This window comes from Acetobacter sp. (assembly GCF_047721705.1).
Classification (GTDB): domain Bacteria; phylum Pseudomonadota; class Alphaproteobacteria; order Acetobacterales; family Acetobacteraceae; genus Acetobacter.
Map to the genome: position 1 here is coordinate 16684 of NZ_JBDNXK010000007.1, position 26177 is coordinate 42860.

General features: G+C 58.7%; 28 protein-coding genes. 24 read left to right on the plus strand and 4 right to left on the minus strand.

Annotated elements, in window-relative coordinates; translation table 11 throughout:
- Window positions 1–5: 5 nt before the first annotated feature.
- The 11 genes from ABF824_RS02190 (at window position 6) to ABF824_RS02240 (ending at window position 11766) form a co-directional block, all read left to right on the plus strand.
- Entirely contained in the window at window positions 6–1355 is a 1350-nt protein-coding gene (locus tag ABF824_RS02190) for an aspartate aminotransferase family protein (RefSeq protein ID WP_415486192.1), read from the plus strand.
- Between the two features lie 35 nt (window positions 1356–1390).
- Window positions 1391–1792 (plus strand): tautomerase family protein, encoded by a 402-nt coding sequence (locus ABF824_RS02195; protein ID WP_415486193.1) that lies wholly within the window; start codon window positions 1391–1393, stop codon window positions 1790–1792.
- A gap of 449 nt (window positions 1793–2241) precedes the next feature.
- A complete protein-coding gene (locus tag ABF824_RS02200; RefSeq protein ID WP_415486194.1) occupies window positions 2242–3624 on the plus strand; it encodes an ethanolamine ammonia-lyase subunit EutB in 1383 nt (460 codons plus the stop codon).
- A gap of 1 nt (window position 3625) precedes the next feature.
- Window positions 3626–4426 (plus strand): ethanolamine ammonia-lyase subunit EutC, encoded by an 801-nt coding sequence (gene eutC, locus ABF824_RS02205; protein WP_415486195.1) that lies wholly within the window; start codon window positions 3626–3628, stop codon window positions 4424–4426.
- Entirely contained in the window at window positions 4423–5781 is a 1359-nt protein-coding gene (eat, locus tag ABF824_RS02210; protein WP_415486196.1) for an ethanolamine permease, read from the plus strand. The genes eutC and eat overlap by 4 nt, the downstream gene beginning before the upstream one ends.
- A gap of 81 nt (window positions 5782–5862) precedes the next feature.
- A complete protein-coding gene (locus tag ABF824_RS02215) occupies window positions 5863–7263 on the plus strand; it encodes an outer membrane beta-barrel protein (RefSeq protein ID WP_415486197.1) in 1401 nt (466 codons plus the stop codon).
- Window positions 7264–7343: 80 nt separating this feature from the next.
- On the plus strand, window positions 7344–8522 hold the full coding sequence (locus tag ABF824_RS02220; protein WP_415486198.1) for a deoxyguanosinetriphosphate triphosphohydrolase: 1179 nt from the start codon (window positions 7344–7346) through the stop codon (window positions 8520–8522).
- 18 nt (window positions 8523–8540) lie between these two features.
- On the plus strand, window positions 8541–9701 hold the full coding sequence (locus ABF824_RS02225; protein WP_415486199.1) for an MBL fold metallo-hydrolase: 1161 nt from the start codon (window positions 8541–8543) through the stop codon (window positions 9699–9701).
- Entirely contained in the window at window positions 9698–10207 is a 510-nt protein-coding gene (locus tag ABF824_RS02230) for an ankyrin repeat domain-containing protein (protein WP_415486200.1), read from the plus strand. Before ABF824_RS02225 ends, ABF824_RS02230 begins: the two co-directional genes overlap by 4 nt.
- The gene (gene hisC, locus ABF824_RS02235) at window positions 10204–11271 is read left to right on the plus strand and encodes a histidinol-phosphate transaminase (RefSeq protein ID WP_415486201.1); all 1068 of its coding nucleotides are present in this window, start codon (window positions 10204–10206) and stop codon (window positions 11269–11271) included. The genes ABF824_RS02230 and hisC overlap by 4 nt, the downstream gene beginning before the upstream one ends.
- A 201-nt stretch (window positions 11272–11472) precedes the next feature.
- Window positions 11473–11766: a hypothetical protein gene (locus tag ABF824_RS02240; RefSeq protein ID WP_415486202.1), complete on the plus strand. Its 294-nt coding sequence runs from the start codon at window positions 11473–11475 to the stop codon at window positions 11764–11766.
- A 114-nt stretch (window positions 11767–11880) separates the two neighbouring features.
- Here ABF824_RS02240 and ABF824_RS02245 read toward each other — a convergent pair whose 3' ends face one another.
- Entirely contained in the window at window positions 11881–13110 is a 1230-nt protein-coding gene (locus tag ABF824_RS02245) for a UbiH/UbiF/VisC/COQ6 family ubiquinone biosynthesis hydroxylase (RefSeq protein WP_415486203.1), read from the minus strand.
- A gap of 196 nt (window positions 13111–13306) precedes the next feature.
- Here ABF824_RS02245 and ABF824_RS02250 point away from each other — a divergent pair, with 196 nt between their 5' ends.
- The 11 genes from ABF824_RS02250 to leuD all read left to right on the plus strand — a co-directional run bounded on the left by ABF824_RS02250 (window position 13307) and on the right by leuD (window position 22454).
- A complete protein-coding gene (locus ABF824_RS02250; protein ID WP_415486204.1) occupies window positions 13307–13645 on the plus strand; it encodes a P-II family nitrogen regulator in 339 nt (112 codons plus the stop codon).
- A 115-nt stretch (window positions 13646–13760) separates the two neighbouring features.
- Window positions 13761–14102 carry an iron-sulfur cluster insertion protein ErpA gene (erpA, locus tag ABF824_RS02255; protein ID WP_415486205.1) on the plus strand — a complete coding sequence of 114 codons (342 nt, stop codon included), beginning with the start codon at window positions 13761–13763 and terminating at the stop codon, window positions 14100–14102.
- 47 nt (window positions 14103–14149) lie between these two features.
- Entirely contained in the window at window positions 14150–14920 is a 771-nt protein-coding gene (locus ABF824_RS02260) for an exodeoxyribonuclease III (RefSeq protein ID WP_415486206.1), read from the plus strand.
- A gap of 99 nt (window positions 14921–15019) precedes the next feature.
- Window positions 15020–16480 (plus strand): NAD-dependent succinate-semialdehyde dehydrogenase, encoded by a 1461-nt coding sequence (locus ABF824_RS02265; protein ID WP_415486207.1) that lies wholly within the window; start codon window positions 15020–15022, stop codon window positions 16478–16480.
- 147 nt (window positions 16481–16627) lie between these two features.
- Window positions 16628–18040 (plus strand): signal recognition particle protein, encoded by a 1413-nt coding sequence (gene ffh, locus ABF824_RS02270; protein ID WP_010667938.1) that lies wholly within the window; start codon window positions 16628–16630, stop codon window positions 18038–18040.
- Window positions 18041–18084: 44 nt separating this feature from the next.
- Window positions 18085–18435 (plus strand): 30S ribosomal protein S16, encoded by a 351-nt coding sequence (gene rpsP / locus ABF824_RS02275; RefSeq protein WP_010667939.1) that lies wholly within the window; start codon window positions 18085–18087, stop codon window positions 18433–18435.
- 30 nt (window positions 18436–18465) lie between these two features.
- Window positions 18466–19005 carry a ribosome maturation factor RimM gene (rimM, locus tag ABF824_RS02280; RefSeq protein WP_415486208.1) on the plus strand — a complete coding sequence of 180 codons (540 nt, stop codon included), beginning with the start codon at window positions 18466–18468 and terminating at the stop codon, window positions 19003–19005.
- Window positions 19002–19733, plus strand: coding sequence for a tRNA (guanosine(37)-N1)-methyltransferase TrmD (trmD, locus tag ABF824_RS02285; protein WP_415486209.1), 732 nt, complete (start codon window positions 19002–19004; stop codon window positions 19731–19733). Before rimM ends, trmD begins: the two co-directional genes overlap by 4 nt.
- Window positions 19730–20125, plus strand: a complete 396-nt coding sequence (gene rplS / locus ABF824_RS02290) for a 50S ribosomal protein L19 (protein WP_415486210.1) — start codon at window positions 19730–19732, stop codon at window positions 20123–20125. The genes trmD and rplS overlap by 4 nt, the downstream gene beginning before the upstream one ends.
- A 276-nt stretch (window positions 20126–20401) precedes the next feature.
- Entirely contained in the window at window positions 20402–21808 is a 1407-nt protein-coding gene (leuC, locus tag ABF824_RS02295) for a 3-isopropylmalate dehydratase large subunit (RefSeq protein WP_415486211.1), read from the plus strand.
- Window positions 21809–21833: 25 nt separating this feature from the next.
- A complete protein-coding gene (leuD, locus tag ABF824_RS02300) occupies window positions 21834–22454 on the plus strand; it encodes a 3-isopropylmalate dehydratase small subunit (protein WP_099348824.1) in 621 nt (206 codons plus the stop codon).
- 53 nt (window positions 22455–22507) lie between these two features.
- On the opposite strand, the gene ABF824_RS02305 is transcribed toward leuD, so the two are convergent.
- The 3 genes from ABF824_RS02305 to ABF824_RS02315 all read right to left on the minus strand — a co-directional run bounded on the left by ABF824_RS02305 (window position 22508) and on the right by ABF824_RS02315 (window position 24047).
- Complete coding sequence (locus ABF824_RS02305) at window positions 22508–22813, minus strand: hypothetical protein (protein WP_010666143.1); 306 nt, start codon at window positions 22811–22813, stop codon at window positions 22508–22510.
- A gap of 143 nt (window positions 22814–22956) precedes the next feature.
- Complete coding sequence (locus ABF824_RS02310) at window positions 22957–23778, minus strand: nitroreductase family protein (protein ID WP_415486212.1); 822 nt, start codon at window positions 23776–23778, stop codon at window positions 22957–22959.
- Window positions 23775–24047: a DUF333 domain-containing protein gene (locus tag ABF824_RS02315; RefSeq protein ID WP_415486213.1), complete on the minus strand. Its 273-nt coding sequence runs from the start codon at window positions 24045–24047 to the stop codon at window positions 23775–23777. The genes ABF824_RS02310 and ABF824_RS02315 overlap by 4 nt, the downstream gene beginning before the upstream one ends.
- Before the next feature lie 220 nt (window positions 24048–24267).
- Here ABF824_RS02315 and pstC point away from each other — a divergent pair, with 220 nt between their 5' ends.
- Window positions 24268–25281 carry a phosphate ABC transporter permease subunit PstC gene (gene pstC / locus ABF824_RS02320; RefSeq protein ID WP_415486214.1) on the plus strand — a complete coding sequence of 338 codons (1014 nt, stop codon included), beginning with the start codon at window positions 24268–24270 and terminating at the stop codon, window positions 25279–25281.
- 2 nt (window positions 25282–25283) lie between these two features.
- Window positions 25284–26177, plus strand: coding sequence for a phosphate ABC transporter permease PstA (pstA, locus tag ABF824_RS02325; RefSeq protein WP_415486215.1), 894 nt, complete (start codon window positions 25284–25286; stop codon window positions 26175–26177).

The window sequence follows — 26177 nt, forward strand, 5'->3', positions numbered from 1 at the left end:
GGGAAATGGCTGACTTGAAAAATGAATTTGATTGTCTCAGCACGCTGAGAAAGGGAAGCTACTGGATGCCCTTCACCGCGAACCGTCGGGTGAAGGAACAGGGCATGGCGCGCGTTCTTGAGAGCGCGAAAGGCCCCTATTACACGATGGCCGATGGCACGAAGGTGTTCGACACCCTGTCCGGTCTGTGGTGCACGCCGCTTGGACACGCCGAGCCACGTATCGCGGAGGCGCTGAAAAAGCAGGCGGAAACACTGGATTTCGCCCCGGGCTTCCAGATGGCCAATCCTCTCACGGTTCGTCTCTCCGAGCGTATCGCCAATATGGCGCCTCCCGGTCTTGAGCATGTGTTCTTTGCCAATTCCGGTTCCGAGGCTGATGACACTGCGCTGAAGATCGCCATTGGCTACCACCGCCTGCGTGGAGAGGGGGCGCGTTTTCGTCTGATCGGTCGTGAGCGCGGTTATCACGGCGTCGGTCTGGGTGGCATGTCCGTTGGCGGCATCGTGCCGAACCGCAAGATGTTCGCCACCATCATGGTGCCCGGCGTCGATCATCTGCGTCATCCCTACGATCACTCCAAAGTGGCGTTCTCGAAAGGCCAGCCGGAGTGGGGTGCGGAAATGGCGGACGATCTGGAGCGTCTGGTCGCGCTGCATGACGCGTCCACCATCGCGGCGGTCATGGTCGAGCCCGTGCAGGGATCAACGGGTGTTCTGGTTCCGCCGGTCGGCTATCTCCAACGTCTGCGCGAGATCTGCACGAAGCACGGCATTCTGCTGATCTTTGATGAAGTCATTACCGGCTTCGGTCGTATGGGCGAAAACTTCGCGTCGCAGCGTTTCGGCGTGAAGCCGGACATGATCACCTTCGCCAAGGCTGTCACCAATGGCATCGTGCCGATGGGCGGTGTGATCGTCACTGACGAAATCTACAACACATTCATGACGGGACCGGAAGCCGCCATCGAGTTCGCTCATGGTTATACCTATTCCGGTCATCCGCTGGCGGCAGCTGTGGCGCATACGGTTCTCGATATCATGGAAGAAGAGAACATGAGCGCCCGTGTGCGTTTGCTGGAGCCGGTGCTGGAAGAGGCCATTCACTCCCTGCGCGATCTTCCGCTTGTGCATGATATCCGCAACATTGGTCTGACTGCGGCAATCGACATCAAGCCCAAGGAAGGCGCACCGGGTGCCCGTGGGTTGGCTGTGTTCGAAAAGGGCCTGAAGAACGGGCTGCTACTGCGTGTCGGCGGCGATACGGTCTCTTTTGGTCCTCCTTTCATTGCTACGCCAGAACAGCTTCGCGAGATGGTTGCCGGTGTGCGCAAGCTCATCGAGGAACTGGACTGACGCCCTTTCGTTTGAAATATCAGTAGGAGAACATCATGCCTCTATTACATTTTCACGTTTACGAAGGTCGCAGCGAAGGCGAGATCAAGAAGCTGCTCGACACCGCGCATGAAGCCATGCTCGAAGCCTTTCAGGTGCCGCGTGGAGATCGCTACCAGATCGTGACCGAGCACAAGCCCTCTCACATGATTCTTGAAGATACGGGGCTGGATATTCCCCGGACCAAGAACATGATTCTTCTTCAGGTTTTCAGTCGCCCCCGTGGCGATGGAAATCTGGCGTTGTTCTATCGTCTGCTGACAGATCGTCTGGAAGCCGAATGTGGGATCAAGTCTTCGGATGTGATGATTTCCGTCGTTGAAAATCAGGACGCTCACTGGTCATTCGGCTTTGGCAGGGCGCAATTCCTTACCGGCGAACTGCCGCTCAGAAAGTAATTCTGCTTTCCGGAATGAGGGCGTTGTATGGTGGGCTGGAGTTTTCCAGTCCGCCATTAATTTATATCATTTTATGTCTGTTTAATCGATTGAATGATCGTATAATATCGAATTTCCAATATGTTGTGCGTTTTTCTCTGAAGTGTTCTCTCTGAATTTATGTCGAAACATGTCTGGATGCCCGCAGGAAGGTCGAGTTTTTGGTGTTTCTGAATGGGTGATGGAGACTTCTTATTTTTCAGTTCATGAAAACTGCTTATCTATAAAAGAATGATTTAAATTCTCCTTGCGTGGAATGCGGATTTTTCCACGCGTTTTTTCGTTTTGTCTTTTTTCGCCCCCTTCAATATGTTTTGTACCCATATCGTTACGGCTTTGCAGGTAATTTCTCCTGAAAGGTCCATTGGGCGCGCCTGACGATTTCTGAATGTGACTTCAGGATCTTTGCGATGGGCTTCCAGCATATACTTGGTGGCGAGCGTTATCGGTTTGACGATCTGAAAGCTTTGCTTGCAGCGTCGTCTTCCGCGCGGTCGGGGGATGAACTGGCAGGGCTGGCCGCGCGTTCGGACGCGGAAAGAATGGCCGCCCGTTATGCACTGGCTGATGTGCCGCTTTCCACATTCCTGAGTGTCGATCTTGTTCCTTACGAACAGGATGAAGTCACCCGTCTTATTGTCGATACGCACGACAAAGACGCATTTGCCCCGATCTCCCATCTGACTGTTGGCGGCTTTCGTGACTGGCTGTTGTCACACGAGGCGGATTCCCGCGCATTGACTGCCATTGCGCCGGGAGTAACCCCGGAAATGGCGGCTGCGGTCAGCAAGCTGATGCGCAATCAGGATCTGATGAGCGTTGCGCGCAAGATCCGGGTGGTCACAAAGTTCCGTAATACGATCGGGCTTGAGGGACGCCTTTCTTCACGGTTGCAGCCGAACCACCCGACGGACGATTTGCGGGGTATTGCTGCTTCCACGCTGGATGGTCTGCTGTATGGCATGGGGGATGCCGTAATCGGCATCAACCCGGCAACGGATAGTGTGTCTAATGGTCTGGCATTGCTCGACATGCTCGATCATGCCCGTCAGCATTATGACATCCCGACCCAGACTTGTGTGCTGACGCATGTGACGAACACCATCGAGATCATCAACCGTGGCGGCGCGGTGGACCTCGTATTTCAGTCCATCGCGGGTACACAGAAGGCGAACGAAGGTTTCGGCGTCAGTCTCTCCACTCTCAGGGAAGCGCATGACGCCGCACAGGCGCTGAAACGCGGCACCGTTGGCGACAATGTAATGTATTTCGAGACGGGGCAGGGGGCTGCCCTGTCAGCGGATGCTCATCATGGGATCGACCAGCAGACCGTCGAAACGCGGGCCTATGCTGTCGCACGCGCCTTCAGGCCGTTGCTCGTGAACACGGTCGTCGGGTTCATCGGGCCGGAATATCTTTATGACGGCAAGCAGATCATTCGCGCCGGTCTAGAAGACCATTTCTGCGCCAAGCTGCTCGGTGTGCCGATGGGGTGTGACGTCTGTTACACCAACCATGCCGAGGCCGATCAGGATGACATGGACAATCTGATGGTCCTGCTTGCCGCGGCAGGCATTCCTTTCATGATTGCTGTGCCCGGCGCCGATGACATCATGCTCAATTACCAGAGCCTGTCTTTTCATGACATCCTGACAGTCCGCAACCTGTTGAATCTCAAGCCAGCCCCCGAATTCGAAGCATGGCTGGAGAAGATGGGGCTGTATGATGCGGCGGCTGAGAGGATGCGGCCATTATCGCCAGCGCAGACGCTGCTCGGTCAGATGATTTCCTGACATGACGACAGACAAGCTCCCTCCCACCTCTGACAACAGGCCTCGCCTCGATCCATGGCATGAGCTGCGATCCCTCACGCGCGCGCGGATCGGGCTGGAAAGGAGTGGGAATGCCCAGCGGACAACAGATGTTCTCGCGTTTCAGGCATCTCATGCGCAGGCGCGGGACGCCGTGCATGCCCCGCTCGATGTGGGTGCCATGCAGACGCAACTGGGGGACGATCCGTGCCTGGTGGTGAAGAGCCGCGCTCCTGACCGGCCCATCTATTTGCGCCGCCCTGATCTGGGGCGGCGTCTTGACCCGCAAAGCCTCGCTTCCCTGAAGCGGGGAGAGTGGGATGCCGTGTTCGTGGCGGCGGATGGGCTTTCTTCCGTCGCCGCAGTGGAAGGCGCGGTGCCGCTCTATAAAGCTATGAAAGAGCGTCTGGCTGACTGGAACATCGCTCCGTTGGTCATTGTGCGGCAGGGACGCGTGGCCATAGGTGATGAAATTGCCGAAGCACTGGGCGCGCGCATGGTCGTGATGATGATCGGCGAACGTCCGGGCCTGTCGGTCGCCAACAGCATGGGGGCCTATCTGACATATGCGCCTTATGTCGGGTGCCCGGATTCGGCGCGTAACTGTCTGTCCAACATTCATCCACACGGCATGCAGATCGCCGTCGCCGCGGACAAACTGGCATGGCTCATGCGTGAGGCGAGGCAGAGAAAGCTGACCGGGGTGGGTCTGAAAGACGACGCCCCTTCAGGCGATCTGCTCGCGCATCAATCAGAAACTCAGGAGAGGGAGACAGGGGCATGACAACGGGTGCCGTGACGCTCAATAAAACGCTCAGTGCCTTCCACCTGTGGGGGATCGGTGTGGGGTTGGTGATTTCCGGCGAATATTTCGGCTGGAGCTATGGGTGGGGAACCGCCGGCACGCTGGGTTTCCTGATCGCCACCATTTTCGTGGCGTTGATGTACACGTCCTTTATCTTCAGTTTTACCGAACTGACGACGGCTATTCCGCATGCCGGTGGGCCATTCACCTACAGCTTGAAAGCGCTGGGGCCGGTTGGTGGGCTGATTGCCGGGCTGGCGACGTTGGTGGAATTCATCTTCGCGCCCCCCGCCATTGCTCTGGCCATTGGCGCCTATCTCAATGTCCAGTTTCCGGCCTTACCTCCGAAAATGGCGGCGGTAGGCGCCTATATCGTTTTCATGGCTCTCAATATCGTCGGTGTCCATATTGCCGCATCATTCGAACTCTTTGTGACCATCGCAGCGATTATAGAGCTTCTGGTGTTCATGGGTGTTGTGGCGCCAGCCTTTTCATGGGGCAATTTCTTTCATGATGGCTGGGGTGTCGCGCCGCATTTCGGCTTTGAAGCGCTCGGTGGCATTTTTGCCGCCATTCCTTTTGCCATCTGGTTCTTTCTCGCCATCGAAGGTGTGGCGATGGCCGCTGAGGAAGCGAAAGATCCCAAGCGTGCCATTCCCATTGCTTACATCGCCAGTGTGCTCACGCTTGTGAGTCTTGCTTTCGGTGTCATGATTTTTGCAGGCGGTGTCGGCGACTGGCATGTGCTGGCCAACCTGAACGATCCGCTGCCGGAAGCCATGAAGCGCGTTGTCGGCACCCATAGCGGCTGGCTGCACATGCTGGTCTGGCTTGGCCTTTTTGGTCTGGTCGCTTCACTGCATGGCATCATTCTTGGGTATTCGCGGCAGATTTTCGCGCTTGCACGAGCCGGTTTTCTGCCTGCGGCTCTGGGGCGCATCCATCCACGCTTCAAGACACCATACGCCGCGACGATCGCGGGCGGTCTTGTGGGTATGGCCGCCATCTTCTCGGATGATGTCGTTTCCATAGCGGGGCAGTCGCTGACATCCACCCTTGTGACCATGTCGGTTTTTGGGGCGCTGACCATGTATATCTTCAGCATGATCAGTCTGTTCGTGCTGCGGCGGAAGGAGCCGGAACTGCCTCGTTCCTATCGTGCGCCCTTCTATCCCGTTCTGCCAGCCATTGCGCTGAGTTGCGCAATAGTCGCACTGATCGCGGTAATTTTCTACAACCAGACAATATTCTTGATTTATGTTGGGTTCGTATCGATCTTGTCTTTGTTCTTTATGATGACAGCAACAAAGAAAAAACAAGAACAGGCTGTGTGAACTGCCGAAACATTCAGAGCGGGAGATTTTGGCATGTATGCATCATATTGCAGAAATTTTTTGTTGCTTTCGTCAATGTGGATGACTGCCACTGCTCTGTGGTCTCATAAAGCGCATGCCCAGACTGCCACGGATACGTCTGTTCCCGCTGTGGCACGTCCCACCGATGTCACTGCAGATACAGACAAACTGATTGATGACGATGTCGCCGAGACGCAGGAAAGTTTGAAGCTGGTTCAGGGGAACATCTTCAAACCCAAGGCAGGTCAGTCGATGTCCTATTGGGATGGTCTGGTGGGCCACCTGACCGTTGAAGCCGGTATCGCAGGCAACCCATGGACACGCTCAGGCCGAAACTTCGGTCAGTTCTATGTTGATCGCGCCAACACCGTAACGCTCAACCAGATCATGGGGTCTCTATCCCACCCGGTGACCGATATTGGCGACGGCTATGGTTTCGGCTTCAATTTCGAAGTCATGTATGGTTCGGACGCCCGGTTTGATCCCACGATCGGTATGGGTAGCGGCTCGTTACACGGCCTTTATCAATGGGCGCCGACACAGGCTCATCTCGATTTCCATATGCCCTGGCTGCTCAAACGCGGAATCGATGTGCAGATCGGGCAGATGTATGGGTTGCTGGGATCTGAAGGTACGCCAGCGTTGGCGCGGCCCTTCTACACTTTCAACTATGCTTCCGATTACATCGTTCCGTTCGAAGTGGTCGGCATCTACACGACCCTGCATCTCAATAAATACGTCGACTGGGTCATGGGTATTGACGCCGGTAATTCGACTACTTTCGGCCAGGCGGGCAACAATAGTCGTCCGAAAGGCACTTTCGGCTTTTCATTCAACAATCTTCTGGACGGGAATCTCAGCTTCCACCTGATGGGTCACTTCGGGCCGCAGGGGAATAATGGGCCGACGCGTTATTACAATGGCTGGGCCAGTGCCGGTGTTGGAAAGATCGCCAACGAGAGGATGCAGTATAACGGCGATATTCTTGTCACCTACAAGCTGAACAAGAAAATGTCCGTCACTGTCGATGGAACGTATCTGCACGACGATCTTTATCGCGCGGACGCATATGGCGTGACGGCATATTATTCCTACGACATCACGCCGGACCTGACCTTCAACGCCCGCGGCGAGATCCTGCGCGATAATACCGGTCTCTTCATTCTGGAATATTCCAGCTTCAACTCCTTCACGCAGGCCATCAGCAACAAGCCCTATCCCTATTACGGGGCGCAGCCGACCACGTATGGTGAACTGACCGTGGGCGTCTCTTACCGTCCAAGCTTCATCAACAAACATGTTCATTTCGGGCAGTTCACTATCCGGCCGGAAATACGGCTCGACAAATCGCTGAACGGCACCCGGCCTTTCAATCAGGCCGGAACAGTTGAGAACCCGGTCGTGACGAACGGGACGAACAACATGCTTTGGTTCAACTGCGACGCGATCTGGGCTTTCTGAAGAGTTTGTGTCGCGCTCTCGTCAGGCGCGCTGGAACATGATCTTATGCGCCTCGCAACCACCATGTGGAACGGGGCCTCATGAAGACAGCAGCGTTCGCCGTCAGTGCTCGACCGACCCGAGGGCGACTTTACCCTGAAGAGGAATCACCCACGCGGTCGCCGTGGCAGCGTGACAGAGACCGGGTGGTTCACTCCTCTGGCTTCCGGCGCCTGCAATACAAGACGCAGGTCTTCATCAATCATGAAGGCGATTTCTTCCGCACGCGCCTGACCCATTCGCTGGAAGTGGCGCAGATCGCCCGGTCGATGGCGCGCTTTTTCGGCGTGGATGAAGACATCACCGAGGCGATCGCCCTTGCCCACGATCTTGGGCATACACCGTTCGGGCACGCAGGCGAGGACGCACTGTCGCTTGCCATGGAGACATGGGGCGGGTTCGATCATAATACGCAGGCGCTTCGACAGGTCGCCGCCCTAGAGCAGCGCTATTTTCAGTTCGACGGGCTGAACCTGACGTGGGAAACGCTGGAAGGGCTGGTCAAGCACAACGGTCCGGTTTGCGAACCGTCCGCTTGGCTGAGTGATTATGATGCAGCCTACCCACTCGAACTGGACAGTTACGCCTCTGTCGAAGCGCAGTTGGCGGCGCTGGCAGACGATATCGCCTATCACGGTCACGATCTGGATGACGGCATAAAGTCCGGCCTTCTCTCTCTGGATGATCTGGTCGATGTGCCTGTCGTCGGCGACGCCCTGCGAGACGCGCGTGCTCTCACAGCGACGTTGCCCGAAGGGACAAGCCGACCGAGCGCTCTTGATCAGCGCATCCGCCATGAAATGGTGCGTCGTATCATTCATGCTCTTGTTTCGGACGTGCTGAAACAGACCGGCAGGAATCTCGCTGCGCTGGATCCGGCTTCCGCTGATGACGTGCGACGGGCGAAAGGGCCTGTCGTCGGCTTCAGCCCGGCCATGGCGGAGGCCAATGCCGGGATTCGTCGGTTCCTCTTCGCCAATCTCTATCGTCACTGGCGTGTGAAGCGGATGACGCACAAGGCGAAGCATGTGCTGGCGGAACTGTTCGACACGCTTGCGTCATCGCCCGCACTACTGCCCGATGGCTGGCGGGAACAGGCTGCCGCGGCATGTGATGAAGCGGGAAAAAGACGCGTTGTGGCGGACTATCTTGCTTCCATGACGGATCGTTTTGCGATGGAGGAACATCGGCGGTTAACGGATCTGTCCGTCCCGGGTTAAGCTGTGTCGATGCAGCCGATGTCTTTTCCTTCTTCCGATCATTGCGACGGAACGTTTTTCTTCAATCCTCCGCTGCCGGATGATTGGACGCCTGCGCCACGCCCACCGGCCTGGCCCGATGATCCACCATCAGAGCTTAGTGCGGAAAAACGGCGGCGTGGTGTACGGCCGTCGTCATTCCTGCGCTGGATTGTGGAATCCATTACGGAAAAGCAGCCGCATATTGTCGATCCTCCGGCGGCCGGTCATCCAACGGACAGGCCGGAGGCGAATCGCGTCGGGGTGACATTTATCGGTCACTGCACCTTTCTGTTGCGTCTTCAGCAGCCGGATGGACGGGTGCTCACGATCCTGACCGATCCGATTTTTTCCGAGCGATGTTCGCCTGTCTCTTTCTTCGGACCAAAGCGTTTCCGGCCACCGGCATGGCGTCTGGAAGATCTGCCGCCCATCGATATCGTGCTCATCTCGCACAGCCATTACGATCATCTCGACCTGCCATCGCTCCGGGCTATTGCGCGGCGCGATAATCCGGTTGTGGTGACGCCGTTCGGAAACTGTGAGGTCATCAGGAAATCCGGATTGCATCGGATTGCCGAACGTGACTGGTGGGAGAGCGTGCGGATCGGGGATCTGGAAATCACCTGCACGCCTGCGCGGCATTTTTCCCAGCGCACGTTGAAGGATGCAGGCCGGCGGTTGTGGGGTGGATTTTTCCTGCGTTTCCCCAATGCGCCCGCGTTTCCATCCGTCTTTTTCGCCGGGGATACGGCGCACAGCCCACACTGGAAGCAGATTCATGATCGTCTCGGGGCACCCGATGTTGCGCTCCTGCCCATCGGAGCCTATGCGCCACGTTCCTTTCTGCGAAAGGTCCATGTCGATCCTGTGGAAGCCGTAGCGGCATTTCAGCAGCTTGACGCGAAGCAGGCCATTGCCATGCATTTCGGCACATTCCCGTTGTCGAAGGAGCCGCTGGGCGAACCGGAACGCTGCCTCAGGGAAACGCTGGACTGGGCCGGGCTGCCCGCTGACGTGTTCGTCCCTCTCGCTTTCGGGGAAACACGAAGTGTTGGCGGGGTAAATCCTTCGCACGCGCAGGCGGATCGCGTAGAAGGGGGAGAACCGGCGTCTGCATCCCCACCGCTGGAAGTGAAGAAGAAAGGAAAGGCCGCATGACGGAGCAGAATGACAGGACATTCGATCAGGCTGAAATCGAATCTCTGTTCCTTGATGCCGCCCGCGACGGTCAGACCGATCTCGTGAGCGAGTTTATCGCTGCTGGCCTGAGCCCGAATATCCAGAACGAGAAGGGTTACACCCCGTTGATTCTCGCTGCCTATAATGGACATCTGGAAACGGTGCGGGTGCTGCTGGAAGCCGGGGCGGATGTTGGTCTCCGTGATGCCAAAGGCGCGACGGCTCTGGCCGGGGTCGCCTTCAAGGGACTGCGCCCCATCGCGGAACTTCTGCTGGCGCATGGCGCGCAGGTGAATGCTCCAAACGATGTGGGCCGCACCCCGCTGATGTTCGCGGTCATGTTTGGTCGTGCCGACATGGCGCGTTTTCTGCTCGAAGCTGGCGCCGATCCCGACTGCAAAGACGGCGAGGGTGTGAGCGCGCGCGATATGGCCGTGTCCCAAGGGCAGCCTGATATCCTTACCCTTTTCGGAATTTCTCAATGAGTCGTTTCTGGAGCCCGTTGGTTCAGTCTCTTACGCCTTATGTGCCGGGTGAGCAGCCCAAACTCAGTAACCTGATCAAGCTGAATACCAACGAAAGCCCCTACGGTCCTTCGCCTAAAGCGCTCGAAGCGATCCGGCAGGCCGCAGATGACACGCTGAGACTCTACCCCGATCCTGTTTCTCTGGGGCTGCGTCAGGCTATTGCCAAACGCTCAGGTCTGACGCCTGACCATGTGTTTGTCGGCAATGGCTCGGATGAGGTGCTTGCCCATGCGTTTCAGGCCTTTTTCAATCATGGTGAGCCGCTGCTGTTTCCGGATGTGACCTACAGTTTTTATCCGGTCTATTGCGGTCTGTATGGGCTACCGTTCGAAACCGTGCCGCTGGACGAGGGGCTGCGGGTACGTGTTGAGGATTTCAATCGTCCCAATAGCGGAATCGTTCTGGCCAATCCGAATGCGCCAACAGGCATTGCGCTCGGACTTGGGGACATCGAAACTCTCCTGAGTGCACATCCGGATCGGGTGGTGCTGATCGATGAGGCTTATGTGGATTTCGGTGCGGAATCCGCTGTCTCGCTTGTCAGCCGTTATCCTAATCTTCTGGTGGTTCAGACATTTTCCAAATCACGGGGAATGGCTGGCTTGCGCGTCGGGTTCGCCATTGGCGATCCGGCCCTGATCGAAGGGCTGGTGAGGGTCAAGGACAGCTTCAATTCCTATCCGCTCGACCGTCTGGCTCAGGCTGGCGCTCAGGCGGCGTATGAAGACGAAGAATGGCTGACCACGTGCGTGAACAAGGTGGTTGCAACGCGTGACATGCTTTCCAGCGCTCTAGGCGCGCTTGGATTTGATGTCTTGCCTTCCTGCGCCAATTTTGTTTACGCTCGGCATATCGATCGTGATGCCGCCAGTCTGGCGGCTGCATTAAGAGAAAGGGCGATTATCGTGCGCCATCTGAAAGGCCCGCGAACATCATCCTGGTTAAGGATCACGGTTGGTACCGACGCGCAATGCACGTCACTGCTGGACGCCCTGAAGGATATCCTGCGCCGAAACGACTGAAGGGTCGGATTCGTCTGCGGATATAAAGCGTCCAGTTCCTCTGGAAGCAGAGCAGATTCCTGCACAGCATTCTGACCCGTCGGCAGGATCGGTCAGATGTGAATGATGTGCAGAAACTCCTGTTTCTTCATTCATTGTTAGGATTTGTCCTCCATAAAAATGGAGAACAGTCTTTTGTCCTGCCTGATTGGGTTTTGAAACATGCGTGCTTTTCACGGCCAGCTTTCGGATAATCAGCCGATCCGCCGTACTCTTGCCGAGAAGCAGAAGCAGCTTCGTGACCTCAAGGAAACACTCGCAAGCATGAAGTCGCACACGGCTCCTGCGCTGCGGGACAGTGTGCGCAAGCGCATTGCCCAGCTTGAGGCGGAACTAGCAGCTGCTCCCGCCCTGAAATCCTCACCGGAAAATCGTGCGCAGCGTCAGACGACGCGTGCCGCAACAGACGGAGAACGGCGTCCGCGGAGCCGTATCCGCGCTCATGTCATGGGCTGAGAATATGTCGTTCGGCTACTGAAGCGGGAAAGCTTCCCCGCTTCAGTTCAAAGTTCCAAGGGCCTCTGTTGTCTGTCTGCGTTTTGTGCAGCGAACAACAGAGGCCTTTTGTTTTTAAATGCCCATTGCGTGTCGGACGAACGCTTTGCGAAGGCGTGGCATCCGGTTGACGGTGGCGATACCAACATCGCGCGCCAGACGAAGAACGGGATTGTCATTGCTGAACAGGCGGTCGAGCGCATCGGTCGCCGCGAACATCAGCATGTTTGTGGGGCGGCACTGGCGCTGATAACGGGTGAGAAGCGCCGGTGAACCGGGATCTTCGCCCTTCCGGTGCGCTTCGATCAGCAGTGCGGAGAGAACGATCACGTCCCGGAAACCGAGATTGAGTCCCTGTCCGGCGATGGGGTGAATGCCGTGCGCCGCGTCCCCTGTGAGAGCAAGACGTGTTGCGGTGTAATGCTGGGCATACTGTGCTGACAACGGGTAGACCCAGCGCCGCCCCACTGGCGTTACCTCACCCAGACGATCACCGATGCGCCGCTGGAGTTCGCGTTTGAAGGCATGGTCGGGAAGGGCAGCGAGGCGTTGCGCCGTAGCATCCTTCTCGCTCCACACAACGGCGGAAAGATTGGGATGTTCAGCGGTGCCCGTCATGGGCAACTGGGCGAACGGCCCACCGGGCAGAAAGTGCTCCAGAGCGCCGTTATCGTGCGGGAATTCGTGGGTAATGGCGCAGACAATGCCGCTCTGCCCGTAAGGCAGCTTTGTGATGGGAATACCTGCCTGCGAACGGGTGCGACTGGCGCGCCCGTCGGCGGCGATCAGCAGACGCGCGTGAACAACGCGACCATCCTTGGCGCGGACTGTCACGCCATCTTCCGAGCGGGCGATCGTCACATCAGCCGGGGCCAGAACTGTAATGTTTGAAGCATTATGCAGGGTCGCATTCAGCGCCACGCGAAGCGCCCGGGCTTCGGCCATCCAGCCGAATGGCTGACTGGCATCCTCACGGGTGAATTCCAGCGACATGGGTGAGGGTGGTTCGCCCGGCCTGCCATCGGTTACGAGGATATCCTCAATGGGGCAGGCGATCTGCGGCAGATGCTCCCAGACACCAGCTTCTTCCAGCAGATTTTTGGAGCCAGCGGCAATGGCATAGGCCCGCCCATCGAACTCGGGATTTTCCATCTGCGGGAGCGCCGCGCGATCCACAATCGCGACAGGGATGCCTTCGCGTGCGAGTCGACACGCCAGGGTTGCCCCAACGGGACCTGCGCCAATGATGCACACCGAGACATCCGTAACGGTTTGATTGGCCTGCGGTTCGTTGCTGTCGGACATTGGGGGCGCCCTCCTCGATATTGAGCGGTTCCAGCCTGCGCCCCTGAATTGCTAGGGACGGCAGGCGGGGAACTCATGACACGCTTTATGCGTTCGGACCATCCCATACCGCGTGACACAGGCCGAACAATATGCTTCCTTGGCAAAGCCATTTCGGCATCGTTGTGAATTTATTGGTGATTAAAGAGGAACTGGGATGAAGCTCGTCACGGCTATTATCAAGCCCTTTAAGCTCGACGACGTTCGTGACGCGCTTTCGCCGTTAGGAATACAGGGATTGACCGTGTCCGAGGTTAAAGGGTTCGGTCGCCAGAAGGGGCAGACCGAGATTTACCGCGGGGCAGAGTATCACGTCAGCTTTCTGCCGAAGATAAAGATTGAAATCGCCACTTCTGATGCTCTGGTCGATCAGGTGGTGGAAGCCATTCTTCAGTCTGCCCATACGGGCAAGATCGGCGATGGCAAGATTTTTGTCAGCGACCTCGGTCGTGTCGTTCGTATCCGCACGCGCGAAAGTGGAGACGAGGCTCTCTGATAGCGCCTTGTCTACTGTCTCTTTTATGCCCGGCTCCTCGTAGCCGGGATTTTTTTACCCGGCTGACCTCACGCCACCCCTTCACATTCAGTGCGCAGCATCCCATTATCCTCTCATGACTCAGAATTTTTCCGTCTCAGAGGCCGCTGCAAAGCGCATAGGCGAGATCATCGCTGGTAAAGGCGATATTAGCCCTGTCCCGGCGTTGCGCGTTGCCGTGTCGTCAGGCGGTTGCAACGGTTTCCAGTACGAGTTCCGGCTGGATGCTGATATTGCGCCGGACGATCTGGTAATTGCAAAGGACGGCGTTCGTGTGGTCGTTGATCCCGCCAGTCTTGATCTGATGCAGGGCGGCGAACTGGATTACATTGACAAGCTGATGGGCGCGCATTTCACGGTGAAAAACCCGAATGCGGCTTCAGGCTGCGGGTGTGGCACCAGCTTTTCTCTCGCCTGACCGCAGCAACGCACTTTTAATTCCCCTATCGAGATCGACTGACGCCCATGAAAATCGCGACCTGGAATGTCAATTCCATACGCCAGCGTCAGGATCTGGTGCTCGACTGGCTGAAGCAGCATGAGCCGGACCTCCTTCTATTGCAGGAGATCAAATGCGAGGCGCATCAATTTCCGATGCAGGCATTTGAAGCGGCTGGTTACATCCCCAACGTCGTGGGGCAGAAATCCTATAACGGCGTGGCGACGCTTTCCCGAAAACCTGTGGAAGTACTGGTGCGTCGGCTACCCGGTCTGAACGATGCTGAGCCTCCTGCCCGTTATATAGAGGTGCAGAGCGACTCCCTCGTCGTCGGCAATCTTTATCTGCCAAATGGCAACTCGGGTGGCTCTGCCGGGTTTGAAAACAAGCTCGAATTTTTTGAGGCGCTGACGCGTCACGCAGAGAGGCTTCTGCGGGACGGGAAAGATTTCGTTCTTGCGGGCGATTACAATGTCTGCCCGACAGATCGTGATTTTGCCCCGGGCGCGCTGCCGCCAACCGATGCGCTGGTTCGGCCTGAAAGTCGCGCGGCCTTCCGTCGCCTTCTCTGGCTCGGTCTGACTGATGCGGTCAGGGCACTTCATCCTGACGAGACGATTTATACATTCTGGGACTATCAGGCCGGTGCGTTCAACCGTGATCTCGGTCTGCGCATTGACCATCTGCTACTTTCACCGCGGGTTGCCGAACGTCTGCTCACTGTAGAGCCCGACAAGGGCGAGCGTGCAAAACCGCAGCCTTCCGATCATGTGCCTGTGATGATGGTATTGGAGTGATCGCGTCACGTAGGGACGCTCACCTAATGGTTTCGGAAAAGTAATTGAGCTATCAGAATCGCCTTTTTTAAGAGTGCGCTGCTCATAATGGAGACCACCATGTCGATTGCCAGTCTTGCTGACCCCTCCTTGTTCCGTGAGCAGGCCTATATTGCCGGCAAATGGATCGATTCCTCCTCAGGCAAGACCATCGAGGTCACCAATCCCGCAACGGGCGAGGTGATCGGCACGATTCCGTCCTGTACAGCCAGCGAGACGCAGCGGGCCATCGAAGCGGCTGATCGCGCGCAGGCAAAGTGGAAAACAGTCTCGCCTGAGGAACGGGCCGAGATTCTGATGGCGTGGTATGACCTGATCCTTGCGAATGCAGATGATCTCGCCCGCATCATGACTGTCGAGCAGGGCAAGACACTGGCAGAATCCAAGGGGGAAGTGACGTATGGCGCGTCCTTCATCAAATGGTTTGCTGAGGAAGCGCGTCGCATCAACGGCGCAGTCATCACGCCGGATCAGAAGGACCGTCGCGTTCTCACCGTGAAGCAGCCGGTCGGCACCACCGCAGCGATCACGCCGTGGAACTTCCCCAACGCCATGATCACTCGCAAGTGCGGCCCGGCTTTTGCCGCCGGGTGCAGCATGGTGCTCAAGCCATCCGAACTGACGCCTTACTCGGCCCTTGCTCTCGCCGTTCTGGCCGAACGTGCCGGTCTGCCGGAGGGGTTGTTCTCCCTTGTGACGGGCGATGCCAAGGAAATCGGTCCCGAGCTGACATCCAGCCCAATCGTGAGGAAACTGTCCTTTACCGGCTCGACGCATGTCGGGGCGCTGCTCATGCAGCAGTCCGCTGAGACCATCAAGCGCCTCAGCCTTGAACTGGGGGGGAATGCGCCCTTCATCGTTTTCGATGATGCCGATCTGGAAACGGCCGTCGCGGGCGCGGTGGCCAGCAAGTTCCGTAATTCGGGGCAGACCTGTGTGTGTGCCAACCGCGTCTTCGTGCAGGAAGGAATCCACGATCGCTTCGTCGCCCGCATGAAGGAGGAGGTCGCCAAGTTCAAGGTGGGCAACGGACTCGATGAAGGCGTCACGATGGGGCCGCTCATCAACGAAAACGCTGTGAAGAAAGTTCGTGAACACGTGGAGGATGCTCTGTCCAAAGGCGCCAGTTATGTCAGCGCGCCGCTGGAAACGAACGGCAATTTCGTTACACCGATTGTGCTGGAAGGTGTGACCACCGAGATGCGCGTGTTCAGTGAAGAGACGTTTGGTCCGCTGATGCCGATTTTCAAGTTCAGCGATGAGGCCGAGGCCATCCGCAAGGCCAATGACACGCCGTTCGGCCTCGCCAGCTACTTCTTCACGTCCGACATCGCGCGTGCATGGCGCGTGGGTGAGGCGCTGGAATACGGTATGGTAGGCATTAACACCGGCCTTGTGTCCATGGAGTGCGCGCCGTTTGGCGGCGTGAAGCAGTCCGGTCTTGGGCGTGAAGGCGGTGCTGAAGGCATCGAAGAATTCCTTGAGACCAAGGCGATGCACATGGCGGCCCTGAAGTTCTGAGGGGCGGCCCCGTCGCTGCTTTCTCTCCGTGTCTCTGATTCCATTTGACTCCTACGGCCCCGGCGCGTAGGAGCATAGTCCACATATAAGTCACGCCACCCCGCGAGTATTCGCGCAGTGGCGCGTATTCTTTTGGGGAAACGGTTCTTGTTCGAATCTCTGTCCGACAAGTTTTCCGGCGTTATTGGCGATCTCGGCAAGCGCGGCACGCTGACCGAGGCCGACGTTGCGGAGGCCATGCGCGAGGTTCGGCTGGCGATGCTGGAGGCCGACGTCGCGCTTCCGGTCGTCAAGGACTTCGTCAATAAGGTTAAAGAGCGCTCGGTCGGCGCGGAGGTGCTGGAAAGCATCTCTCCCGGTCAGGCTGTCGCCAAGATCGTCAATGATGCGCTGATCGACGCCCTTGGTGGTGCTGGCGCTGTTCCCCTGAACCTGAATGCAGCTCCGCCTGTGCCGATCCTGATGGTCGGTCTGCAGGGCTCGGGCAAAACCACCACATCCGGCAAGATCGCCCTGCGTCTCGCGACCCGTGAGCGCAAGAAGGTGCTGCTGGCCTCGCTCGATACGCAGCGTCCAGCCGCGCAGCTCCAGCTCCAGCAGTTGGCCGAGCGTGCGAAAGTCGCGTCGCTGCCGATCATCGCTGGCCAGACACCGGTCGAGATCGCCAATCGTGCGATGGATACGGCGCGCCGCGAAGGCTATGACGTCGTCATTCTCGATACGGCGGGCCGTCTGTCGATCGACGAAGCGCTGATGGATGAAGTCCGTCAGATCCGCGACGTCACACACCCGGCTGAAACGCTGCTCGTTGTCGATGCGATGACGGGTCAGGACGCCGTCAACACGGCCAAGCTGTTTAACGAGGCCGTTGGCGTTTCCGGCGTTGTCATGACCCGTATGGATGGTGACGCCCGTGGCGGCGCTGCGCTGTCCATGCGTGCGATCACCGGCGCGCCGATCAAGCTGACCGGTTCGGGCGAAAAGCTGGACGCGCTGGAAGAGTTTCATCCGGAGCGTGTTGCTGGCCGTATTCTCGGCCTTGGTGACATCGCCGGACTGGTCGAGAAAGCTGCTGATACGCTCGATCAGGAAGAGGGAGAGCGGCTGGCCAAGAAGATGATGGCCGGCAAGTTCGATCTCGACGACTATGTGTCGCAGATCAAGCAGATCCAGAAGATGGGCTCGATCTCGGGCATCCTCGGGATGCTGCCGGGCATGGGCAAGATGAAGGACATGGTGGACGAGAAGAAACTCGACACCACGATCTTCAAGAAGCATCAGGCCATCATTTCCTCCATGACCAAGGCGGAGCGCAAGACGCCCGACATCATCAAGGCGTCGCGCAAGAAGCGTATCGCCGCCGGGTCTGGAACCACAGTTCAGGAAGTCAACAAGCTGCTCAAGCAGTTCGATGACATGTCCACCATGATGAAGCGGGTCAACAAGCTCGGGCTGAAAGGCCTGATGCGGCAGGCCTCCGCGCTCATGTCCGGGGGCGGCATGCCGGGAGGCCCCGGCGGCTTCCCCGGTGGTCCCGGTGGCCGGCCTCCCTTCGGCTGACCTGTCCCCTTTTTATCTTTTTCTGGCTTTACCGGAGTAGTTGAATGAGCCTCAAAATCCGCCTTGCACGCGCTGGTGCGAAGAAGCGTCCTTACTATCACATCGTGATCGCAGACAGCCGTTCACCGCGCGATGGCCGCTTCATCGAGAAGGTTGGCGCGTACAACCCGATGCTGCCGTCCGACCACGCTGATCGCGTGAAGCTGACGAACGAGCGCATCACGCACTGGCTGTCGCAGGGCGCTCAGCCGACGGACCGTGTCGCCCGTTTCCTTGGTAACGCCGGCCTGATCGCGAAGCCGACCTGGAACGAGCAGCCGAAGCAGTCCGCGCCGAAGAAGAAGGCGCAGGAGCGTGCGAAAGCCGCTGCTGCCGCTGCTGAAGCCGCGGCCTGAGGCTGAGAGACCGGAAGACGCTTTCTCGCCATGACCGACGAACGCATCCAGATTGGAGTCATAGGGAGGCCGCACGGTGTGCGCGGGCTTGTGCATGTGCACAGCTACGCCACCGATGAGGACTCTCTGGTCTCCTATGGTGTGCTGACGGACGATCGTGGTGATCGCTGGACGCTGAACTGGCGTTCGGGCGGTGTGGCGGAACTGCGCGACGCGCAGGGAAAACCGCTTGCCGACCGGACTGCAGCGCAGGCGCTGGTCAACCGCAAGCTCTATGTCAGCCGCGACGTGCTGCCCGAGCCGGATGAGGACGAGTTCTATCACAGTGACCTGCTCGGTCTGGACGCTGTGGAAGACGGAGCTTCGATCGGCAAGGTCGTCACGGTGCATGATTATGGCGCGGGCACGAGTCTCGAACTCGACACCGGCCTGATCCTGCCGTTCTCCAAGGCCTGTGTGCCCGAAATCGATTTTCCCAACCGTCGCATGATCGTCGTGCGCCCGGTGGAGGTGATCGGTGAGGAAGAGCACGCGCCGAAAGAGAAGGTCGCAAAGGGCGCTTCGGCATGAGCTGGACAGCGACGATCCTCACCCTGTTCCCCGAGATGTTCCCCGGACCGCTTGGCCAGTCTCTGGCCGGTCGGGCGCTGGAGAACGGAACGTGGAATTGCGATGTGCGCGACCTGCGGGCCTTCGGGCTCGGACGTCACCACGCCGTGGACGACACGCCCTTTGGTGGTGGTGCGGGCATGGTGATGCGCGCGGATGTGGTGGACACGGCGCTGGACTCCGTCTCGCGGCAGGATGGTGCTCCGTGCGTCTATCTGACTCCGCGTGGTCGTCCGCTGGCGCAGGCCGATATCCGTCGTTACGTGGCAGGGCCGGGTGTGACCCTGCTCTGCGGACGTTACGAAGGTGTGGACGAGCGCGTTCTGGAAGCACGCTCCATTGAGCAGATCTCGATCGGGGATTACGTGCTTTCGGGGGGAGAGACGGCGGCGCTGGTGCTGCTGGATGCCTGCGTGCGACTGCTGCCCGGCGTCATGGGCTCTGCGGAAAGCGGTGTCGAGGAAAGCTTTTCCGACGGTCTTCTTGAATATCCTCACTATACCCGCCCCGCCGAATGGCAGGGTCGCACGGTGCCGGACGTCCTTCTGTCCGGAAACCACGCGGCGATTGCCCGTTGGCGGCGCGAACAATCCGAGCGGGTCACGCGCGAGCGTCGGCCCGACCTGTGGGCAGCCCATCTGTCGCACAGTAGTTCCAGACCATCCGTTCAGGAAGGACAGTCCCTATGAACATCATCCAGCAGTACGAGGCCGACGAAATCGCTCGCCTCACCGCCATCCGTGAAGTGCCTGTTTTCCAGGCTGGCGACACCGTCCGCGTGTCCGTCCGCGTCAAGGAAGGCGAGCGCGAGCGCGTTCAGGCTTACGAAGGCGTTGTCATCGCCCGTTCCAACAAGGGCCTGAACAGCAACTTCACGGTTCGCAAGATTTCCAACGGTGAAGGTGTGGAGCGTGTGTTCCCGCTCTATGCGCCGACCCTTGCCGAGATCAAGGTCGTCCGTCGCGGTAAGGTGCGTCGCGCGAAGCTGTATTACCTGCGTGGCCGTAGCGGTAAGTCCGCTCGTATCGCTGAGCGTCCCCGTGACACGGCTCCGGCTGCCAAGGCAAAAGCCAGCGCTTGACGCATTGGCGTTAGCAAAAGCCGGTGTCCCGCAAGGGCACCGGCTTTTTTGTTGGATGGGGCGTCCGAAAGTATCAGTCTGCTCGGCAGACAGGCTGATGCCTTCGCCCGTCATTTATGCTAAATTCTTCGCAGATGCTTGCGGGTTCAAGTGATGCCCGCCACATCGTCATGACATATACCAGCTTTTGATCAGCTCTGTTGCATCGTCGAACTTGACGGTGCGCTCAGCCGGAAGGCAAAGGTCTGGTTCATTTCGGGATATTCAGGATTGGCCATGTCACCGCGTACTCTGTTCGACAAGATCTGGGACAACCACGTTGTCGATACCCTCGAGGACGGGACCGCCATCCTATATATCGACCGTCACCTTGTGCATGAAGTGACCAGTCCTCAGGCATTCGAAGGGCTGCGTCTGGCCGGGCGCAAGCTGCGTCACCCGGAAAACACGATCGCCGTCGTGGACCACAATGTGCCGACCTCCGACCGCACCCAGCCGATCGAGGAACCGGAAAGCCGCAATCAGATCGAGACGCTGGAGCGCAACGTCAAGGAATTCGGCGTTCCGTATTTCCCGCTGCTGTCGGCCAATCAGGGCATCGTGCATGTGGTCGGCCCCGAGCAGGGCATCTCGCTGCCGGGCATGACGATCGTCTGCGGTGACTCCCACACCTCCACGCATGGCGCGATGGGCGCTCTGGCGTTCGGTATCGGCACGTCCGAGGTCGAGCATGTGATGGCGACACAGACCATTCTGCAGAAGCCCGCCAAGAACATGAAGATCGCCGTCGAGGGTGAGCTTGCTCCCGGCGTGACGGCGAAGGACGTCGTGCTGGCGATCATCGGCAAGATCGGCACGGCTGGCGGCACGGGTCATGTCATCGAGTTTTGCGGTTCCGCCATTCGCGGACTGGACATGGCGGGCCGCATGACGGTCTGCAACATGGCCATCGAAGCCGGTGCCCGCGCCGGTCTGATCGCACCGGATGAGACGACGTTCGAGTATGTGAAGGGCCGTCGTTTCGCCCCGAAGGGTGAAGGCTACGATCAGGCCGTCGCCTACTGGAAGACGCTCGCTTCCGATGAGGGCGCGGTCTACGACACGGAAATCACGCTGCGGGCGGAAGAGATCGAGCCGTGCCTGACATGGGGCACCAGCCCGGAAACGGTGCTGCCGATCAACGGCACGGTGCCTGACCCAGCCAACGAAACCGATGAGGCGAAGCGGGCTCAGCTTGTCCGCATGCTGGACTACATGGACCTGAAGGCCGGTCAGAAGATCGCCGGAACGCCTGTCGATGTGGTATTCATCGGCTCCTGCACCAACAGCCGTATCGAGGATCTCCGGGCTGCGGCCTCCATCGCTGCGGGCCGCAAGGTGGCCGATGGCGTGCGTGCGATGATCGTGCCGGGCTCCGGTCTGGTGAAAGCGCAGGCCGAAGAAGAAGGTCTGGACCGCGTGTTCCTCGATGCCGGCTTCGAATGGCGTGAGGCTGGCTGCTCCATGTGCCTCGGCATGAACCCGGACAAGCTGACGCCGGGACAACGTTGCGCCTCGACCTCGAACCGCAACTTTGAGGGCCGTCAGGGTCCGGGTGGCCGCACGCATCTGCTGTCTCCCGCGATGGCGGCAGCGGCGGCGGTGACCGGCGTGTTGACCGACGCCCGCGAACTTACGAACTGATTTCGGCAGGGAAGGACGAAGACCGATGGAGAAATTCACCACTCTGACGGCCATCGCGGCACCTCTGCCCGAGGCCAATATCGACACGGACAAGATCATTCCGGCCCGCTTCCTCAAGACGACGAAGCGCACCGGTCTTGGCGTGCATGCGTTCGACGGCATGCGTTACCGCCCGGACGGATCTGAGAATCCCGATTTCGTGCTGAACAAGGAGCCTTACCGCAAGGCGGAGATTCTTGTGACGCACGAGAATTTCGGCTGCGGTTCCTCGCGTGAACATGCTCCTTGGGCGCTGCTCGATTTCGGCATCCGCTGCGTGATCGCGCCGTCCTTTGCCGACATCTTCTTCAACAACAGCTTCAAGAACGGCATCCTGCCGATCCGTCTGCCGCGTGAAGTCTGTGATGAGCTGATGAGCGACGCCTCCCAGGGTTCAAACAGCCGGATCACGGTCGATCTGGCGCGTCAGGTCGTCATCCGTCCGGACGGGCAGGAAATCAGCTTCGAGATCGATCCGCTGCGCAAGCATCTGCTGCTTGAAGGGCTGGATGATATTGGTCAGACGCTGAAGCGCGAAAACGCCATCGAGGCGTTCGAGGCAAAGCGGAAGCAGGACGAGCCCTGGTTCCCGAAGATCGCCGTCTGACTGAATAAAAGACGTTCCCCGCATGAAAGCGGGGAACGGTCCTGACGGGTGATTTAGCCCAGTTCAATATCGACTTCGCGGATTTCCGCCCGATGCTTCTCTGGCGGGTGACCAACATGGAACGGCACGCCGGGAGCAAGCTCCACGTCGGACAGATCGGAGACTGCGATGCAGCTCCATTCGCCCTGTGGCGGCACGCGCTTTTCGTGCGCATCTTCACCACGATACATCAGAACCTTTTCCACGTTGTCGCCCTTGCCGAGCGCATGGGGTGAACCGCTCTGGGCCTTGCCGCTCAGGGTGAAGTTGACCGCGCTCTTCTTTTCAATGGCTTCGCGCAGGGTTTTGTAGGCTGACATGTCTGACACTCCTTATGCCGGAGCGGACGCATTCTCCGCCCACGGCTTTTCGGAACCGGAAAGCAGGATTCTGCTTCCCATCTTCACCGAAAATGCCCACGCAGCATCCTGCCCCGGTAGAAATATGTCAAAACATGTCAGGGTTACCGGAGACGAAACCCCTGCTTTTCCAGCACGTCCCGCAGTTGTTCTCGACCATGCAACGCCTTTGGTGAGGCAAGCCGGGGTAATGTCGCGTCCGCCCAGCGTTTTTCGGGCAGTCCTTCGGCTTTCTGAAATGCCGCATAGACATCGTTGTAACGGGCGATGCCTTCCTGTTCCGCGCTTGCATCATATTGCTCACGATGCAGCACGACCGACGGTGCAAGACGCGGCTTGATGTGGGCCGGTTTGTCGGGGTCAGGGAAGCCCACGCTCAGGCCGAAGGCCACGGCTGCCAGGGGCGGTAGATTCAGCTCTTTTGCCACAGCCTCGCTATTGTTACGCATGGCGCCGAGATAGACGATGCCAAGCCCAGCGGCTTCGAAGGAAGCGACGGCGTTCTGCGCGGCAATGCCCACATCCACTGCGCCAACCATGAAGGTATCGAGATATTCGAGGTTTTCCGTTGGCTGGCCTTCCATCTCGCCCAGACGCTTCAGGCGCCCGAAATCGATCAGCCAGACTAGCAGCAGAGGTGCCTGGCGGATATGGGCCTGATTGCCAGCAAGCGTCGCCAGCCGGTCCTTGCGGGCCTGATCCTCAATCGCCACCACGCTCCAGATCTGCATATTGCAGGAAGATGAAGCGGACTGTGCGGCGGCGATGGCCGCTTCCAGCGCGCCTTCCGGTAAAGGCGTGTCGAGATAGGCGCGCACGGTCCGATGGGCCATCAAGCTTTCCGTGATCGGGTCCGGCGTCACGGACGGAACAGGCACGTCGCGCCCATAGCGTTCCTCCCAGAGCGCCTTGAAGCGATTATTCATGGATTGCTGTTCTCTTTGGTCGGAGCGGCATGATCACGCCGGAACAGTGCCCATTCCTCCATGGAAGTGCCATCCGGCAGGTGGCAGATGCCATGCGTGCCGTCCGGTCCCTGTTTCATTTCCAGTCGACCGCCGATCTTCTGGCAATAGACCGAGGCGGGATTGGCCATCCCGATGCGTTGCTGGGGAGGCGGAGTGTCCGCGCAGCCGCTCAGAGCGCCAATGAGGAGGGCAGAGGCCGTTATTTTTGTAGCCGATCGATCATTCATTCCATGTTTCCTGCTTTCCATGAGGTACGAACATAAGACGGAAAGTCGGTGTGGCGGAACAGTTTCTGAGAGCGGGATGGATCAGAAAAGAGACGCCCCAGAAGATCATGCGAGGCAGCGCAATAAAAATGTCACGGCGCTAAACCGCAATCCATGGTTGCCCCACCGGTGACCGTTCAGTAATGGTCGCCTCGCGTTACGCAGCGGAGCGTCATGGTTCATGAATGAAATAGCGCCGACGACCGGAAGTGCTTCCGGTGGTCCGTCCGAAGAAACCACGAAAGTGGATGCGACGCTGGGAGCGGCTTCCCGTTTCGACGGGGATGCCATATTCCGCGGCCTGGTCACTGGGGCAGGCATCGGTGTGCTGTTGCTGCTGGGCGGGATCATTCTCGTCATGGTGGGTGGCGGCGTTAAGGCTTTCCAGACATTCGGTCTGAACTTCCTGACATCCTCCGTCTGGAATCCGGTGACGCAGCATTTCGGTGCGCTTGCACCTGTCTTTGGCACGATCGTCACCAGTCTCATCGGTCTGGTCGTCGCCGTTCCACTGGCTTTTGGTGCGGCCTTCTGGCTGACGCAGATGGCCCCGGCCCGCGTCGCTTTCACAGTCGGTATGGCCGTGCAGCTTCTGGCGGCAGTGCCCTCCATCATCTTCGGCATGTGGGGCTTTTTCGTGATCGTGCCACTGATGGCGCAGTATGTGCAGCCCACCCTGCGCCACTGGTTCGGTCATGTGCCCGGCATTTCCATGTTCGTTCAGGGCGCGCCGTTCGGCACGGGTCTGATGACCGGTGGGCTCATTCTGGCCGTGATGGTCATGCCTTTCGTCACCGCCGTGATGTGCGACGTATTCAGTTCCATTCCTGCCGTCCTGAAGGAAAGTGGCTTCGGTCTGGGTGCGACACGCTGGGAAGTCATGCGGAATGTCATCCTGCCGTGGTCGCGCAATGCCGTGGTCGGCAGTGTCGTGCTGGGCATGGGGCGTGCCATGGGCGAGACGATGGCCGTCACATTCGTGATTGGCAATGCGAACAAGATCGGCTGGTCGCTCTTCGCGCCGGGCAACACGATAGCCTCACTGATCGCGCTTGAGTTTCCCGAGAGTCCGGCTGGCAGTGTCAAACTGTCCTCGCTGATGGCGCTTGGAGCCATTCTGATGGCGCTCTCTTTCCTCGCGCTCGCCGTATCACGTGTGCTGCTCGGTATGTCCAACCGGAAAGAGGGGCGCTGATCATGGAAAACCGGAGCGTATCCTCTGCAACCGGCCCATCGACCGATGGGTGGAAGGTCAACGGTTCACTGGCCATGCGGCGTCAGTTCATGGACCGTCTGGCAACGACGCTCAGTCTGGCTGCCACATCACTGGCGTTGCTGGCGTTGGGATCGATTCTCTTTACGCTGATCGTGCGCGGCGCTGGCGGTCTTTCGTTGATGACATTCACGCATTCGACGGCGTCACCCGGATCGGATGGTGGTCTGGCGAACGCGATTGTCGGCAGCATCATTCAGACCACCGTTTCCATTCTCATTGGTGCGCCGCTCGGCATGCTGTGCGGCATTTACCTCGCCGATTACGGGCGTGGCTGGATGGCCAGCACCACCCGTTTCGTGTCGGATATGCTTCTGTCCGCGCCGTCAATCCTGATCGGCCTGTTCATCTACCAGATTGTCGTGGCGCCAAGTGGCCATTTCTCAGGGCTGGCTGGTGCTCTTGCGCTTGCCATTCTTGCGCTGCCAATCGTGGTGCGGACGACGGAAGACATGTTGCGTCTGGTGCCCGTTTCCCTACGTGAGGCCGGGATCGGTCTTGGCGCCTCGAAGTGGCGCGTGATTCTTTTCATCTGCCTGCGGGCGGCCCGGACGGGCGTGATGACCGGCGTGTTGCTGGCAGTTGCCCGTGTGGCGGGCGAGACGGCGCCGCTGCTGTTCACCTCGCTCGGCAATCTTGAATGGTCCGTCAGTCTCAATCGTCCGATGGCAAGCCTTCCAGTGACGATTTACCAGTATGCAGGATCGGCATTCGACGACTGGGTGCAGCTTGCATGGACGGGGGCGTTGCTTGTGACGCTGGGCGTTCTTTTCATCAATATCCTTGTCCGGGTCGGTTTTGGCCGAAAGGGAGCTTAA